The sequence below is a fragment of the Anabaenopsis sp. NIES-4685 genome (genome assembly GCF_059725405.1).
Genome location: NZ_AP043602.1, coordinates 3,535,068 through 3,550,469 on the forward strand (window position 1 = coordinate 3,535,068; position 15,402 = coordinate 3,550,469).

10 protein-coding genes and 2 pseudogenes are annotated in these 15,402 nt (G+C 43.3%); 3 read left to right on the forward strand and 9 right to left on the reverse strand.

What is annotated here, in order from left to right; translation table 11 throughout:
* Positions 1–56: 56 nt before the first annotated feature.
* Entirely contained in the window at positions 57–665 is a 609-nt protein-coding gene (locus AC6IZ0_RS15065; RefSeq protein WP_497723669.1) for a GIY-YIG nuclease family protein, read from the reverse strand.
* A gap of 113 nt (positions 666–778) precedes the next feature.
* The gene (locus tag AC6IZ0_RS15070) at positions 779–1,732 is read right to left on the reverse strand and encodes an RsmB/NOP family class I SAM-dependent RNA methyltransferase (protein WP_497723670.1); all 954 of its coding nucleotides are present in this window, start codon (positions 1,730–1,732) and stop codon (positions 779–781) included.
* 165 nt (positions 1,733–1,897) lie between these two features.
* Here AC6IZ0_RS15070 and AC6IZ0_RS15075 point away from each other — a divergent pair, with 165 nt between their 5' ends.
* Positions 1,898–3,319, forward strand: a complete 1,422-nt coding sequence (locus AC6IZ0_RS15075; protein ID WP_271732464.1) for a DUF2157 domain-containing protein — start codon at positions 1,898–1,900, stop codon at positions 3,317–3,319.
* A 139-nt stretch (positions 3,320–3,458) separates the two neighbouring features.
* Entirely contained in the window at positions 3,459–4,220 is a 762-nt protein-coding gene (locus AC6IZ0_RS15080; RefSeq protein WP_497723671.1) for a GDYXXLXY domain-containing protein, read from the forward strand.
* Here the strand turns inward: AC6IZ0_RS15080 and AC6IZ0_RS15085 are convergent.
* The 3 genes and pseudogenes from AC6IZ0_RS15085 to mfd all read right to left on the reverse strand — a co-directional run bounded on the left by AC6IZ0_RS15085 (position 4,217) and on the right by mfd (position 9,365).
* Entirely contained in the window at positions 4,217–4,456 is a 240-nt protein-coding gene (locus tag AC6IZ0_RS15085) for a hypothetical protein (RefSeq protein ID WP_200988307.1), read from the reverse strand. The two genes, AC6IZ0_RS15080 and AC6IZ0_RS15085, sit on opposite strands and share 4 nt — an antisense overlap.
* A 103-nt stretch (positions 4,457–4,559) precedes the next feature.
* Positions 4,560–5,798, reverse strand: a complete 1,239-nt coding sequence (locus tag AC6IZ0_RS15090; protein WP_497723672.1) for a glycosyltransferase family 4 protein — start codon at positions 5,796–5,798, stop codon at positions 4,560–4,562.
* A gap of 109 nt (positions 5,799–5,907) precedes the next feature.
* Positions 5,908–9,365 (reverse strand): annotated as a pseudogene (gene mfd / locus AC6IZ0_RS15095) (transcription-repair coupling factor).
* Positions 9,366–9,654: 289 nt separating this feature from the next.
* Between mfd and AC6IZ0_RS15100 the strand changes: the two are divergent.
* Positions 9,655–10,997 (forward strand): annotated as a pseudogene (locus tag AC6IZ0_RS15100) (hemolysin family protein).
* A gap of 6 nt (positions 10,998–11,003) precedes the next feature.
* Here AC6IZ0_RS15100 and AC6IZ0_RS15105 read toward each other — a convergent pair.
* The 4 genes from AC6IZ0_RS15105 to AC6IZ0_RS15120 form a co-directional block, all read right to left on the reverse strand.
* Positions 11,004–12,185 (reverse strand): aldo/keto reductase, encoded by a 1,182-nt coding sequence (locus AC6IZ0_RS15105; protein WP_497723673.1) that lies wholly within the window; start codon positions 12,183–12,185, stop codon positions 11,004–11,006.
* A gap of 180 nt (positions 12,186–12,365) precedes the next feature.
* Positions 12,366–13,601, reverse strand: coding sequence for an HhoA/HhoB/HtrA family serine endopeptidase (locus tag AC6IZ0_RS15110; protein ID WP_271732474.1), 1,236 nt, complete (start codon positions 13,599–13,601; stop codon positions 12,366–12,368).
* A gap of 105 nt (positions 13,602–13,706) precedes the next feature.
* Positions 13,707–14,867 carry an RNA-guided endonuclease InsQ/TnpB family protein gene (locus tag AC6IZ0_RS15115; RefSeq protein WP_497726072.1) on the reverse strand — a complete coding sequence of 387 codons (1,161 nt, stop codon included), beginning with the start codon at positions 14,865–14,867 and terminating at the stop codon, positions 13,707–13,709.
* Entirely contained in the window at positions 14,752–15,342 is a 591-nt protein-coding gene (locus AC6IZ0_RS15120) for an IS607 family transposase (protein ID WP_497723674.1), read from the reverse strand. The genes AC6IZ0_RS15115 and AC6IZ0_RS15120 overlap by 116 nt, the downstream gene beginning before the upstream one ends.
* Positions 15,343–15,402 lie beyond the last annotated feature (60 nt).

Below are 15,402 nucleotides of genomic sequence, written 5' to 3' on the forward strand. Positions count from 1 at the left end.
AGCCTGTATACGATTCAGTGGGAATCGTATATTATTTTTCCTATGCACCAAAGCAACTATCGCACCACAGGATAAGTCATCACAGACTTCACCGTGGCTATACCTGTGTTTTCCTCTTCTTTCTTCTTTTCCTTCAGCTGGGAGTTGAGCGCCTCCACTTCCCGCGAATAGTCCCATGTCTTCCTTTTAACTAAATATGCATTTACATCACGAGTTTTGATTTTTCCCCCGTGCTTCTCAATCAGGGTCACCAGATTAGGCTTTAACTCCTCCAATTCCTGCTCTAGAGTCGCCTGCGTCTGCTTAATTTCCCGATATCTATGAAAATACTCAGACTCATCATACCCTAAATCAACTAGGGGTAACTCTGGCTCAGTTAAGTTTTTATTTAGTGGTGGTTGGAACTTTTGAATATTCTGGTATTCCCAGTCATGCAAATCATCTACATCATCCCAATTTAAGTAACATATCCACTGACCGCCATTACTTTTAAAATCCCCAGTCCGCTCATGGTTTTGGTGTCTCTGTCTTAAGCTACTCGTAGAAATACCAACATACCAAACCCTGTAAGCATCATCACATATAAAGTAAATACCTGGTGAATCAGGTAAATTATGGTGTTCACCTAGCATCACCTTAGCTAGTTTTTTAATTATTATCTCCATCACACAACTTCATTAATTCCAGTATTTAAAAATACTAGCATCTTGAGTATAAATAAAAAAATACCTCTAAAGATAGATTTCAAATCCTCAAAAAGAGGCATTGCGCCTTGATTTTAATCCTTCCCGTTCCTCCATACTGGCAATAAAGTATCTAAATTTACTATATTTTGTTGACATTTCTGAGTATTTTTCCATAGCACAGTAAACCCACCAGCACCCAGCCTATATTGGGGAAACAGCCGATAACAAGGAATATCAGTTAAATGAGATTGATATTCCCCTAAATAACTAACTGTAACTGGTTGAAAATCAGGGAACCGTGACATAAACCATTGACAAACCTCCTCATTTTCCTCCGGAGAGTAAGTACAGGTCATATAAGCAAGATAGCCCTGGGGTGCAACTAATTGAGCCGAATTAGCTAGAATCCTCTTTTGTCGATTAGCACTTTTATTAATCGCTGTGGGATGAAAACAGCCAGGGGCTTTTTCACCTTTAGCGACTAAAGATTGTCCAGTACAAGGCGCATCAACTATAACTAAATCACTAGATAATGGGATTTGCTCCGTAAAAATACTAGAATCTCGACTCACCACAGTACAAGGGCTAACTTGACAACGCTTTAAATTAGAAATCAGCATCCCTAAACGTTTACCAATGACCTCATTACAAATTAGTAAATTAGGTTGCAAAGCTTTCCAAGCAAAAATACTCTTACCCCCAGGGGAAGCACACATATCAAAAACCAAATTCACCGACTGGGGAATCATTAATAAAACTGTAGCCGCAAACACAGAAGAAAAATCTAAACAATAAAAATCACCTTGTTGATGCAGAGGATGTTTACCAGGCTTTTCTCCTAATGATAAACGCTGCACAAAATCTGGTTGCCAATTTATTGATGATTCTACGGTGAAAGGTGATAAATTAAGCTGATTTTTACACCAAATAATTGCTGGGTTAAAGGGTTGAGGATTCATTAATGAATCAATAAACTGTTCTTGTTTATCAGGGTTTTCAAACAACCGGCGCGAGAGTTTAAGTAATAAATTTGATGGTTTTTCCATTAGTAAAAATGTGACAGAAGAACAATGCTATAGATGGTCTTGGCTGCATACTGAAAATATCATGACCGGTTAATCCAACTGAATCAAGAATGTTTGCTCCTACTCAAGACCTGAGTCCTGGGTTGAGGGAGTCAAGTCGCCAAAATTGTTCGGAGATGATGATAAATGTTCGATAATTTCCCGGATAAATTACGCCGAGAAGCGCAATTATGGCGAGATGAAGGGCTAATTAGCGCTTCCCAGTACGAAAACTTAGCAGAACGTTATCGATTTAAGAACCTAGAAGCAGCATCACGCGATCGCTTTGTGGTCACTGTGATTGGTATAGGTAGTATCCTGTTGTGTTTAGGTATAATTACCTTCATAGCCACAAATTGGCAATCATGGTCACGAGAAGTCAAATTTATCTTGATGATCAGTTTATTTCTCTCCACTAGTATCACGGGTTTTTCTACATGGGTAGAAGCTAAATCTGGGAACAACGAAAAGAGAAAACAGCAACAAAGTAAACGTATTTTGGGAGAGGGATTACTAATTTTAAGTGCCTTCTTTTTAGGTGCAAACATATTGCTCATGGCACAGATTTTCAATATTAGCGGTTCCATGGCAGAACTGTTTTTAGCCTGGGGATTTGGCGTTCTAGTCATGGCCTACAGTTTGTGTTTAAACTCCCTGGGAATTATGGCCATTATCCTCAGCCAAATCGGTTACTGGGCGGGAAGAGAAGACTTTGGGGTTTCCACAGTTGACTGGAATTGGGTAAGTTTAGCAGTTCGACATATGCCCTTATTGTCATGGTTACTATTTGTACCCTTAGCATATTTTTGTCGCTCTCGCTTGATTTTTGTGGTAGCAGCCTTTGTCTTTGCTGGTACTTTGCAGTTGAATCTCAATCCCCTACCACTGCTGAACCTGGACAATATAGCCCCTTGGGTGGCCTCCTTTGCCTTTGCACTGCCACCTGCATTATTCTGGAGTTATGACGATTTACTTTTCCCCACAGTCAATTACAGGTTATTTCAACCTCTGGCGCGTAACCTGGCATTGATATTTTTTGGACTAGTCTTTTATGTCTTGTCTTTCCGTTGGCAATGGGTAGCCCCAACATTGAATACCTTGATGCCAAATAGTAACAATAATCTATTCATGTCTCTGCCTGTAATCGATTTAGGGGTTCTCAGTGGTTTAGCAGTATTACAATGGTTATCAATGCTGCGTCTGCGAAATAACCCCCCCCGCAGGGAAGTGATTTTTACTCTTGCTGTTGTTACTACCTTTTTGGCTTTCATCATTATTACACCTTTCTGGCATTTAGCTATTACCCGCATTGATGAATTAGGCAGTTTCATCTTTAATGTACTTTTCGCCTTCTTAGCATTCGGGTTAATCCGAGAGGGATTAAAGTTAAACAACAGGAGCAGATTTTGGGGAGGTATGCTATTATTAACCTTACAAATTATTAGTAGGGTTATAGAGTATAATACAGACCGACTTTTTCAGTCCCTGGTATTTGTGATCTGCGGTTGGGCATTAATTACTGCCGGACTTTGGTTTGAACGTCGCTTACCTAGTAAATCCAGTTCCTAATTAAAGTTTGGTCACAATTAGGGACATTCAAGTGGGTGGGTGGTTTACCCTTTTTAGAGAATCTCTGCGTCAGTCCTAATTCTGGTAGTTCATCCAGACGCAATTTTGACTAATAACTCTTCATCTTAGGACTAGGCTCATGAGAAATGATTCCTCTGAATCGACTGGAAAGCAATCACCTAGAACATTATCCCCTGAAGTGGAATTTTCTGAGAAGCTGAGTTTTAAAGATTACCTCACTGCTAGTGAACAAAAAGCGAACCAGCCTCTACCTTTTTGGCGGCTATTAGTTCCCCTCTTAATTCAAACGGGAATTATCCTAGCCGTTCCCACCCAAGCAATGTATACTAGCATTGCTGGTAGGGATGTAATCCTGCAAACACTGGCTCAAAACCCTAATAATGTGGTTCAAGATTTTTTTCTCACCTTGGAATACAATATATCCCGCGTGGACAATTTGAGAAGGCTTCCCGGTTGGAATGATTTATTCAGAAGCAATCAGGGGAGAAACAGACAACTTCTCCCTGGGACTAACTTATACGTGATATTGCAAGAGCAACAAATTGCCTCCGGTCGTGGTGTTCCCAGTCCTTGGCGACCAATCAGGGTGACTAGCAATTTACCCGAATCTCTTCCCAGCAATCAAGTCGCTTTAAGAGGTGTCTATCAAGATAATGCCATTATCTATGGAATAGAAACATACTACCTCCCAGAACCACAAAGGCAGCAAGTTAGTAACGATATTTTCCAAAGCGTCCGGCAAACTAGAGGAAATAGACCCCCACAAATTCGACCAATTACCGTTAGAGTCAAAGTAGACCCTCAAGGTAATTCTGTACCCGTTAGTTTGTGGGTACGCGATGCTTACGGCGATCGCAACTATCGCAATTATCGCCTTTAATCCTCATGACGTAAATTCCATGCTACACCGGCCGCTGCCCCTGCGCCTGCTACCAAACCTGTAGCCATTCCTTGGATAGTTCTTTGTATGGGGTCTTGTGTGAGACAATCACTAGTCACAGTCTGAGATTGCAAGCAAGAATTACTTTCTGCCCAGCTGGATGTACCCCCTAGGATTACACCCGCGAGACTACAGGAACAAACGAGCAACAACAGGCGCTTGGTTTTTCTATCCATGGATGGATGCTTTCAAGGTGAGGATGAGATAACTAACCTCAACTAATGTACACCTGTTTCTCTAAATTGACCACTGATTCATCCGGCAAGAAAATACTTGTCCTTAGTTACGTCCTGTGCCCATGACTTTGTGAATTAAGTCCAGGTGTTGGGGTAAGCAGACTCGTCGCAAGTCGTAGCGACTGACGATTTCCTGGCGCGCATTGTCCCGTATTTGTTGCATTCTGTTGGGATGTTCCAGCACCTCACCTATGCGATCGCATATATCCCCTGGGCTAAAAAAGTCCACCAATAAACCCGTTTCCCCATCTCGAATCACTTCCTCCACAGGGGGAGTGCGGGAACCAACTACCAGACAGCCACAGCTCATGGCTTCCAGCATCGACCAGGAAAGCACAAAGGGATAGGTTAAATATATATGGACACTAGAAACTTGAAATAGTCCCAGCAGTTGGTAATAAGGCAATTGGCCAACAAAGTGAACTCGACGGGGGTCTAACTGGTCTTTCACCTCATCCAAATATATCTGCTTCCAGGTTTTACCCTTTGGGGGGGCTGAACCATAGCTGACTCCATCTCCCCCTATAATCACCACGTGAGCCTGGGGGCGTTCCCGCAAAATCCGGGGTAAAGCACGCATAAAGATGTGATAGCCCCGGTACGGCTCCAGATTGCGACTGATAAAGGTAATTACCTCGTCCGAGCGGTTGAGCCTCAGGGATTGCTCTTGGGGGTTGAGGGTGACGGTGACCTCAGGATTGGGACAGACCACATCTGTATCAATGCCATCATGGATTACCTCCAGTTTGTGGTGGAAAATTACCGGGTGTGAGGACTTCTGATACGCAGTGGGACAAACGCCAACATCCAGTGCTTCCAGGGAAATTAGATGATTAGCGTTCCGGGTGCGGATTTTGCATTCTAAATCTGTGCTAGAAGGAAATTCAGGATCAAAAGCAGTATCATGGCCGTGGCTCTGATAGTAAAATTCAAACAGCCCAATGGTGGGAACATTTGGGTATACATCCTTGAGATATAACCCCTCCCCCCAGCCGGGATGGACTAGAATTAAATCGGGGATAAAGCCCTTTTTCTGGAGGCTATGTAGCGATCGCAGCACCTGCTGTCCCCGTCGCACCTGTCCCTCAAATCCCTGGAGATAATGATGGGTTGTCGGACTACCTTTTTGGGGAGGTTTATAGCCAAACTGCTCCACACCGGGTAGGGGAAGGGGTTGCTTGGCTTCTCCCAAGCCCACGACTTGATGCCCATCCCGGGCTAATGCTGGGGCTAGATGCTTATACTGTCCAGGAAAGTTTTGATGGATGAATAGAACCTTCATTGCACATACAGAGCGTACTTTATCAATTTGATTGTAGCTATAAATACCCTAAATTTTGCAGGTTCATTTTAGTGATTGTGAGTTTCTAGAATTATTGTTTCCCAAGCACTCAAACCACAACCGCCTCTGCAACACCACCTTGCATTTTATGCATTGCATCCAGTAAGCTTTGCAGTTGCTGATCGGCTTTCAAGACTGCTAAACCCCTTACTGTTACCTTACCCGGAGAGTAAACAAAGCGGGTCTTGAGATGTTCTGGTAAGTTGGCTGCTAGTAAATTCCAGCCGGTTCTTCCATGGGAGTTTCTAAAACAATGTGTTGTTTATTCTCTGGTTTAATGCGGCTAAATCCTAACTTTTTCGCTACCTGTTTGAGTTCCATTACCCGTAAAAGTTGATTAGCCGGGACTGGTATGGCACCATAGCGATCGCCCCACTCCGCCGTGATATACTTTAATTCTTGTGGAGATTTTGCCGCCGCCACTGCTCGGTAAGCACTCATCTTTTGATCCACGTCGGGAATATAATCAGATGGAATAAATGCTGTGAGGTTGAGGTCAATTTGAGTATCATCAACTTTGGGTATTTCTTGTCCGCGAATTTCTCGAATCGCCTCTTCTAACATTTCCATATACAAATCAAAGCCGATGGCTTCCATTTGACCTGATTGTTCTGCACCTAACAAGTTACCCACACCTCTGATTTCCATATCGCGCATCGCCAGTTGATACCCCGAACCAAGTTGGGTAAATTCCTGAATCGCCCGCAGTCTTTGCCGTGCTGCATCGGATAAATTTTCTTGCTTGGGATAGAATAACCAAGCATGGGCTTGTATTCCCGCCCGTCCCACACGACCACGCAGTTGGTATAATTGAGATAACCCGAAACGGTGAGCATCTTCAATTAAGATTGTGTTGACTCGGGGAATATCTAAACCAGATTCAATAATTGTTGTACAGACGAGAATATCCGCTTCACCATTACTGAAAGTCAGCATAGTTGATTCTAAATCGCTTTCATCCATTTGACCATGAGCGATCGCAAACCTCGCCCCCGGTATCATTTGCCGTAAATTAGTTGTCAGTTCTTCGATGCCTTCCACCCGTGGAACTACATAAAATATTTGCCCTCTTCTGTCTAATTCCTGACGAATTGCCGTGCGCACCATTTCCGGGTTTAATGGCGCTAGGTGGGTTTTAATAGCTCTTCTGGTAGGAGGTGGTGTGGTAATTAAACTCATTTCCCGAATCCCTGACAGAGACATATATAAGGTACGGGGAATGGGAGTAGCCGAAAGTGTGAGGACATCAACTTGAGTTTTTAAGGTTTTAATTTTTTCCTTTTGATTCACCCCAAACCGTTGCTCTTCATCCACCACCAACAGTCCTAAATCACGAAAAGTGACATTCTTACCTAAAATTTGGTGTGTACCGACAACTATATCTAATTCCCCCGTGGCTAATCGCTTTTGAATGGTGCGGCGTTCTTCAGCACTGCGAAAACGATTCAGTAAGCCAATAGTTACCGGGTAAGGAGCAAAGCGTTCTTTGAGGGTGTGGTAGTGCTGCTGAGTCAAAATTGTCGTGGGTGCAAGTAGTGCAACTTGCTTACCCGCAGTGACAGCCTTGAAAATAGCCCGAATTGCCACCTCTGTTTTACCAAAACCCACATCCCCACAAACTAAACGATCCATGGGGCGATCGCTTTCCATATCTCGTTTGACATCTTGTACAGCTTTGAGCTGATCTATAGTCGCTTGGTAGGGGAATGAGTCTTCCATTTCTTCTTGCCAAGGCATATCTTGGGGATAACTATAGCCTTGTTGTTTAGATCGAGCTGCGTACAGTTTTAGCAAATCCACCGCCAACTTTTTGATGGCCTTACGAACTCGGTTTTTAGTATTTTCCCAAGCCTTACCAGTCATTTTGTGCAGTTCTGGTGGTTTGTCCCCCGTGCGGCGAAACCGAGATAAAGCAGCGACTTGATCAGCAGCAACTCTGAGGATACCGTCAGCATACTGCACCACCAGATAATCACGGGTTTCATGATTAATAGTTAAGCTTTCCAACTTCATAAACTGACCGATTCCGTGACTTTTGTGAACTACATAATCACCTTGACGCAGCTTATTGGGGTCTACTTGCTTGGAAATGGCTTGGCGACGCTTGCGGATATATCCCGGTGTGGCCAGGGAATGCTGTCCGTAAAATTCCCGATCAGTGATGACTATCAGTCGAAATGTAGGCAGGATAAAACCTTCTAGTTCCGCTAAACCGGAATACTTTATGGCTGTAGGTATATGGTTAATTTGTAATTTATCAATTGCTTGGTAGTCCCGCGGATTGGGGACAAATTGCGCCGGACAATCGTGTTCTTGTAGTAGAGAGACAGAACGGGAAGGTTGGGCAGAAATCAGCCAAATGGAGAAATTGCGATCGCGTTCTTGTCGCAGAATGTCCGCCAGCTTGCCAAATTGGTGTGGTGTTACCGGCAATGAGCGGCTAGCAAGATTTATACCACTGTTCTCTTCGGCTAATTCAGATAAATATAAAGTTTTAAACTTAGTTACATCTATGAGGCATTCATCAAAAGACCGATGAATTTTGGGTAACTCTGAGAAAATCGGGCTAGATTCTTCCCTATGACTCATACCCCATTGTTCCTGGGCATTTTCTACCCAGCGATCGCTATGTGCACGACACTGTTCTGGTTCATCAACAGCAATCAGGGTATTTTCACTTAAATAATCTAAGAGTGATGCTGGTTTTGTGAAAGCCAACCCCAGAAAACGACGACTCCCTTCTAGAAGTTCCGAGTCTGATTTCCCCTCAACCTGATCTTGTAATGCTTCCCAGACAATAGGAGCAAAACTAGTAGGAGTCAGGGTAATTTGGTCAATTTTATCCAGGGCAGAACGTTGACTAGCAGCATCAAATTCGCGGATTTTCTCAATCTCGTCACCAAACCACTCTAATCTAACTGGCATTCCCGAAGAAACAGGAAAGACATCGACAATATCACCGCGCCGACTCCATTGACCTTCTGTTTCCACCAGTGGTACTCTTTCATACCCCAAATTGGTAATTTTTGCCCCGAAGGTATCCAGGTCAAACTCCATCCCCCGCTTCACCGTCAGACAGAAAGGTATAAAAGCTGCTGGTGGTGGTAAATGGGGTTGTAACGCCCCAGCAGTAGCGACAATTGCAAGATTGGTGTTGCTTTCCCCCTTCCCATTTACCAAATCAGCCAGAACTTGCATCTGTCCCCAAGTCATTTCCGTTTCCGGGTCAAAGGGTTCATAAGGAGACGCTTCGGAAGTGGGGTAAAAATGCACCGTCTGCCATCCCATAGCCTCCAACTGTGCATAAGCGCGTCCGCCTTCCTCCAGAGTTGGAACTACTACCAATAAATTTCTGCCAGAATTTTGGGCCAATGCTGAAGCTATTAGACCTTTGGGTAGGCGAGAAATGCCATTTAACCGCAATTCTTGTTGGCGATTTAACTGAGAAAGTAATTCAGTGTTGAGAGGCGATCGCCCCAAGGCGCGCACAATAGAAGAAAATGCCATAAGTTTTACTACAGGAGGAAGTCCTTAAAAATCACAGAAATTACAGTTAGTTTATATTCACCATTTTAAGAGTGTTCCAGCCGTTATTAACTTCACTTACAGAATTGTCCTCACTTACCTGGAGCCAGAGGGGTCATGACCAATGACATTTTTGTACATCTGTGGTTAATTTTTCTTATTAATTCTCGACAATCACCAACACAGCGGTAAAAGCCCTCCTATGATTACTAAATACTAAAAGGTGTATGAGCTTCTCACCTTCACCTAGATTCAGTGGCAATTCTCAAAAATGTCCTCCATCACGTTTGAAATGTTGGTCCTTTTGGCGCTAATTATAGCTAATGGTGTATTTTCTCTGGCGGAGATGGCAGTGGTCTCGGCAAGTAAACTTAGGTTACAGCAGCTGGCGAATCAAGGAGATGCCAAAGCCCGGGTAGCCTTAGCACTAGCTGAGTCGCCAAATGATTTTCTCTCCACCATTCAATTAGCAATTAACCTCTCAATTATCCTCACAGGGGCTTGGTTAGGAGCAATCATTACAACTAGAATCTCAGTATATATACGTCTGATTCCCTTCTTGGCATCTTATAGTCAACCCCTAGCTTTCGCGGTAGTAGTTGTCATAATTACCTATTTTTCCATGATTATTGGTGAATTATTACCAAAACGTCTGGCATTAAATAACCCAGAAGCAATTGCCAAGTTTATCGCTATTCCCATGCAACGCCTAGCCGCATTTACTTCACCATTGGTGTATTTCCTCAGTGCTTCTACTGATATAATAGTGCGAGGATTGGGGATGACGCCCCATCTGGTCCACAGGTTACGGAGGAAGAAATTAAGATTTTAATTGAACAGGGAACGGAAGCCGGAACCTTTGAGGAGGCGGAACAAGATATGGTTGAGCGAGTTTTTCGTTTAGGCGATCGCCCTGTGAGTTCTTTTATGACACCCCGTCCTGATATTGTTTGGCTGGACTTAGAGGACTCACTGGAACAAAACCGCCAAAAGATCATTGAAAGTGCCTATTCTAGGTATCCAGTTTGTCAGGGAGGATTAGACAATGTTTTGGGGATAATTCCAGTTACCGACTTACTAGCCAGGTGTTTCCGCAGTGAACCCATGGACTTAACAGTGGGATTGCGGCCACCTGTCTATGTACCAGAAATCACACGCGGTTTAAAAGTATTGGAATTGTTTAAACAAACCATTACTTACATGGCTTTGATAGTGGATGAATATGGTGTAATTCAAGGATTAGTAACTCTTAACGACATCATGAGCGAAATCGTCGGTGATGTTCCAGAGGAACCGGGGGAGGAAGAACCCCAAGCAGTACAACGGGAGGATGGTTCCTGGCTCTTGGATGGAATGTTATATATAGATCAGTTTTATGAACTTTTTCATCTTGAAGAGTGGGAAATTGGCGAAAGAGGTAGCTATCAAACATTGGGTGGTTTTGTGATCAATCATCTGGGTCGTATTCCTGTAGTTGCAGACTATTTTGAATGGCGGGGGATGCGTATTGAAGTTATGGATATGGACAGTAACCGCGTTGATAAAGTCCTGGTCATCCCAAAGTTAGATGACGAGGTAGAGATTAGGGAGAATGATGATGAGCTTGCTAATTAGTAATTCCTAACTTTTCGATAACCGCTTGACTTCCGCACCAGCTAACATTTCATGGGTTTGTGCTAACTTATGAGGAATTTTATCCGCGTGGGGACTATTGGCCAGAGATGGTCGTAAGTCTAGTTCCTCTAAGCGGTCTGCTTTACTACCTGGAAACCAGTGACTACCATGACCTAAGAGATTGTAGCGCATTTTAGCATAGTCAATTAAATCGTAGGCGATCGCTAAATTTAACAACCACAAAATCACAGGAATATTCACCCGTCCTGGTGTTTCCTCAAAGGTGGGTAAGTTACTATCCCAAGTTTTTACCCAGTCTTCTCCTAAAGTAGCGATCGCTTCTTGTTCTAACTTACGCAAAATTGGCGGCAGAATTTCCTCAGCCCGGTTTAAATATTCCAAACTCTTGAGGTGTTCATCAAAATCTTGGGGTCTAGCAGCACCTAAACTCAAAGTATGGACTTCTGGATGACTCAGACAAAACAAATCATTAAACACCATGGGACTTAAGGGAGCGCAAAGATTAACTAACTTTTCTGGTGGTTTATATAGCATCCCCCCTTTATCTGAGGGACTAATAATAAATACCCCCATATCGTGATGTTGAGCCGCTGTAATTGCCTCCCAATTCCATTGATTAATGTAGTACCAATGTAGATTGACATAATCAAATTTATTGGTATTAATTGCTTCTACAATCAAGTCCTTAGAACCATGGGTAGAAAAGCCGATAAATTTGACTTTTCCCTCTTTTTGTAACTGCTGCGCCACTTCTAAACAGCCACCAGGACGGATGCTATAATCTAAAGATTCCCCATGATTAATGCCATGTAATCCCAGTAAATCAACGTAATCTAACTGGAGATTTTGTAGTGATTGTTCAAAGGTTTGGCGAAATTCGTCGGCATCTGCAACCGGACAGACCTTAGTTTGTACAATTATCTCCTCCCGGGGAAACTGAGGTAATATTCTTCCCAATTGTATTTCTGATGTCCCATAACCGCGAGCCGTTTCAATGTGATTAATCCCTAGTTCCACCGCGCGGCGAATAGTTGCTTCCAGATTAGCCTGACTATCCGCAGGAATTTCCGAGTCTGGCACATCTTGCCATTTAAACTGGTATCTCATACCCCCACAAGAAAAAACAGGCATCTGTAATTCCGTGCGGCCAAACCTTCTATATAACATTAGTTAATTCTGAAATTACTACCAATCCAAATGTACAAAAATTTCCCACATATAGCCCTTTCTACTCAGCCTAACTCAGGATTAATCTGTGTTTATCTGGGTTTATCTGTGGTCAATTAATTCTGACTCCAAGTATCCATCTTCCAGGGTAGGCATGATGCCCACCCTAGCTGACACCCACTAAGCAGCATCTTGTAACTCAGCCGTGCGGACTGAAATTACTTGTATCTGATTACCGCGTTGCACCTTGACTTGTAAGACTTGACCAAGGCGACTATTTTCTACAAGATTCTGTAAATTATCAGCACTGGTGACTGATTCCCGGTCAACTTGTACAATCACATCACCGCGTCGGATACCCGCAATTGCCGCAGGTGAATCTGGTATAACTCGCATCACCAAAACACCATTAACTTCTGGGATTTGAATAGGAGAGTTAGGGTCAAGATTATTTTGCCTTGCTAGCTGGGGGGTTAAAGTAATCATTTGTACACCCAAATAGGGGTGAATCACTTTGCCATCACGTTGCAATTTTAAAGCGATCGCCTTAGCCTTATCAATGGGAATAGCAAAGCCAATACCCATAGCATCAGGACGAATAGCAGTATTAATGCCGATAACTTCCCCGCGCTCATTTAATAGTGGACCCCCGGAGTTACCAGGATTAATCGCCGCATCGGTTTGAATAAAGTCTAAACGTTTGTCAGCGATCCCAACTTGGGCGCTAGAACGTTTGAGAGTGCTGACAATTCCCAAAGTGACGGTGTTATCAAATCCTAAAGGATTACCCACTGCGATCGCCCAGTCTCCCACTTGTACTGTATCCGAAGAACCCAAAGCCGCCACAGGTAAATCCTGGTCAGGGTTAATCTTCACCACTGCTAAGTCTGTAACTTCATCAATCCCTTTAACTTTGCCTTCATAAGTGCGACCATCCTTGAGGCGGACTGTGACTTTATCAGCTTGGTCTACTACATGGGCATTGGTTAAAATCAGACCACGTTTATCAATAATGAACCCAGAACCTAAACCGCGCAACTGTTCAGTGGGTAACTGTTGGGGGATATCACCAAAAAATCGCCGGAAGAATGGGTCTTCCAGAAATGGGTCGATGCGACGAGTAATGGTGCGTTCTGTGTCAATACGTACCACTGCATTTCCCACACGATTTACAGCTGCGGTAACAAAGCTAGTGCTACCTATAGCCGCTTTTGCTGGGGATTCCTGTTGAGGGATGATATCTGATATTGGGGTTGGTATAGTCATATCATCCTCACCCCTGACCACAGTCGGCGCTGGGTCTGCTTGGGACGGTAACACATGAAAAGTACCCAACGTTAGCCCCACGCCTACAATTATGGCTAACAGATAAGAACTGAATTGACGTAGAAAACCGCCTACTTGAGAAAATCGCATAATCACAACCTAATCTAGAAGGTTAATTGTGAGACGTTTTGAAACATCTATTTACATTTATTTTGACAAAATCGATGATAACCGATACTTTTTTGCTAACATTCACTAACAAATACACTCTTTAAGAGAGGGCGTATCAACCAATGCACGTAGGAAAATCCCTCGCGCACCATTCATGTCCCGGCTCATTACCCGCCCATCAGATGGAGACTTAACGAACTTAGCACCACCAAGGTTGGGGATGATTTCACCAGTCCAACTGACTGTTTTTGATGTGTACGCTTCGTTCACATCCATCACTACTTTATTAGTCTCAAAAGCTTTGTGCTTAAGGAACTGCTTAAATCGGTAGTGAGAGAGTGTTAACATTTGGCGCACTGACTTTGACCTAATTCGTCGCTTTGCCTTCTGAGACATTTGGGATGTTTCAAAGGTTGGCAGTAAAATAATGTCAAAGTTATCAACCAAAAATCGAGCAGTTTTCTTGTGCAATTCGTCTACAAGGTTTTTGATTTTACCTCGCAGTCTACTAGCAGCAAGTTTCATCCTTCTTCTTTGTTTGCACTTGGCTTGAGTGAATTTAGAAATTAACTTATCTAAGCGAAAACATAGTTTCTGAAGCAGATTAGCAGATGTGCCAATTTCGCCAAAACTACATTCAGAAAAGAAGGTGATAAACGTTCTGATACCGGGGTCAAGTGCTACAACACGTCCTTGGTTATCAGACTTCTGTCGTAGCACGTCCTCTGGAACTGTCAAATAGTAATCACGGTAGGCAAATACTAAACGACAGTCGCCAAAGCTTTGTGGTAAGGCTTCTTTGAAGGTTACCTTACCTAATACAGTGTGGTAAATCCCCAAGTCTTTTACGGCAGATTTGGGAATGTAGCAAGATTGTACAGTGTCTTTTCTTGACCTAAATCTAATCTTGCTAATACCACCACCGGTTTTAAACTTTTTCTTGGCATTGCTGACAGACTTACAAGCATCTTTGATGGCGATTGATTTAAGATAAGGGACTGATTTACTCCATTCTGGTAGTTCGTTCAATATGTCAGTCTTAATCGCTTTCCAGTTAGCTTTCATGCTAGAGTCTTGCAGCAGTTTGACGGTGGTGTTGTAAACAAACCTGGACACACCAAACCACTGCTTAACAATCCGCCTCTGCTCGGTTGTGAGGAAGATCCGGATCTTCCTTGATTTTTTTACTGTACTTCCTGAGTCCGTGCATCCGACAAGAGAAGACGTGGAGGATGGAGAGAAGATCCGAGGTAAGCTCTGACTCCAGGCTGTGTACAGTGTTGTTGAGAACCACGACCTGTCCACCGTTTTGCTCGACCATGTACTCAATAAGCTCGAATCCAAACCTTGCGATTCGGTCACGACAGGTAACAACAAGCGTGAGCTTATCTCCGAGCAGAAGTCTGTCCAGTAAGGTTTGCAGTCCTTTTCTTTTAAAGTTGATTCCACTGCCGATATCTTTGATGATTTCGGACTCTGGGTAGAGTGATTGCATATAGGAAAGTCTACCAAGGTCGTCTCGTTGCTTGGTTGAACTAACTCGGCAGTAGCAGACAATGGAAGTTCTAGCTGCACCACGGAGGTAGGATTCAACGTGAAAAAGTCTTTGTCCTGCTTCGTTTTTGATGCTTTCGATCTTGCCATTGTCCGCGTACTTCCTGAAAGTGTTTGGGTGCAGTCCCAGTTGTTTGACTGCTTCTCGTAGTGGTACATAAGCCATACCACTATCTGATCATTTGTGAGCATATATAATCTATTGTTAGCAAATAATCAGCTATTG

Coding starts and splice junctions, on each gene's coding strand:
- AC6IZ0_RS15065 (WP_497723669.1), bottom strand. CDS start 665: ATGGAGATAATAATTAAAAAACTAGCTAAGGTGATGCTAGGTGAACAC.
- AC6IZ0_RS15070 (WP_497723670.1), bottom strand. CDS start 1,732: ATGGAAAAACCATCAAATTTATTACTTAAACTCTCGCGCCGGTTGTTT.
- AC6IZ0_RS15075 (WP_271732464.1), top strand. CDS start 1,898: ATGTTCGATAATTTCCCGGATAAATTACGCCGAGAAGCGCAATTATGG.
- AC6IZ0_RS15080 (WP_497723671.1), top strand. CDS start 3,459: ATGAGAAATGATTCCTCTGAATCGACTGGAAAGCAATCACCTAGAACA.
- AC6IZ0_RS15085 (WP_200988307.1), bottom strand. CDS start 4,456: ATGGATAGAAAAACCAAGCGCCTGTTGTTGCTCGTTTGTTCCTGTAGT.
- AC6IZ0_RS15090 (WP_497723672.1), bottom strand. CDS start 5,798: ATGAAGGTTCTATTCATCCATCAAAACTTTCCTGGACAGTATAAGCAT.
- AC6IZ0_RS15105 (WP_497723673.1), bottom strand. CDS start 12,185: ATGTTATATAGAAGGTTTGGCCGCACGGAATTACAGATGCCTGTTTTT.
- AC6IZ0_RS15110 (WP_271732474.1), bottom strand. CDS start 13,601: ATGCGATTTTCTCAAGTAGGCGGTTTTCTACGTCAATTCAGTTCTTAT.
- AC6IZ0_RS15120 (WP_497723674.1), bottom strand. CDS start 15,342: ATGGCTTATGTACCACTACGAGAAGCAGTCAAACAACTGGGACTGCAC.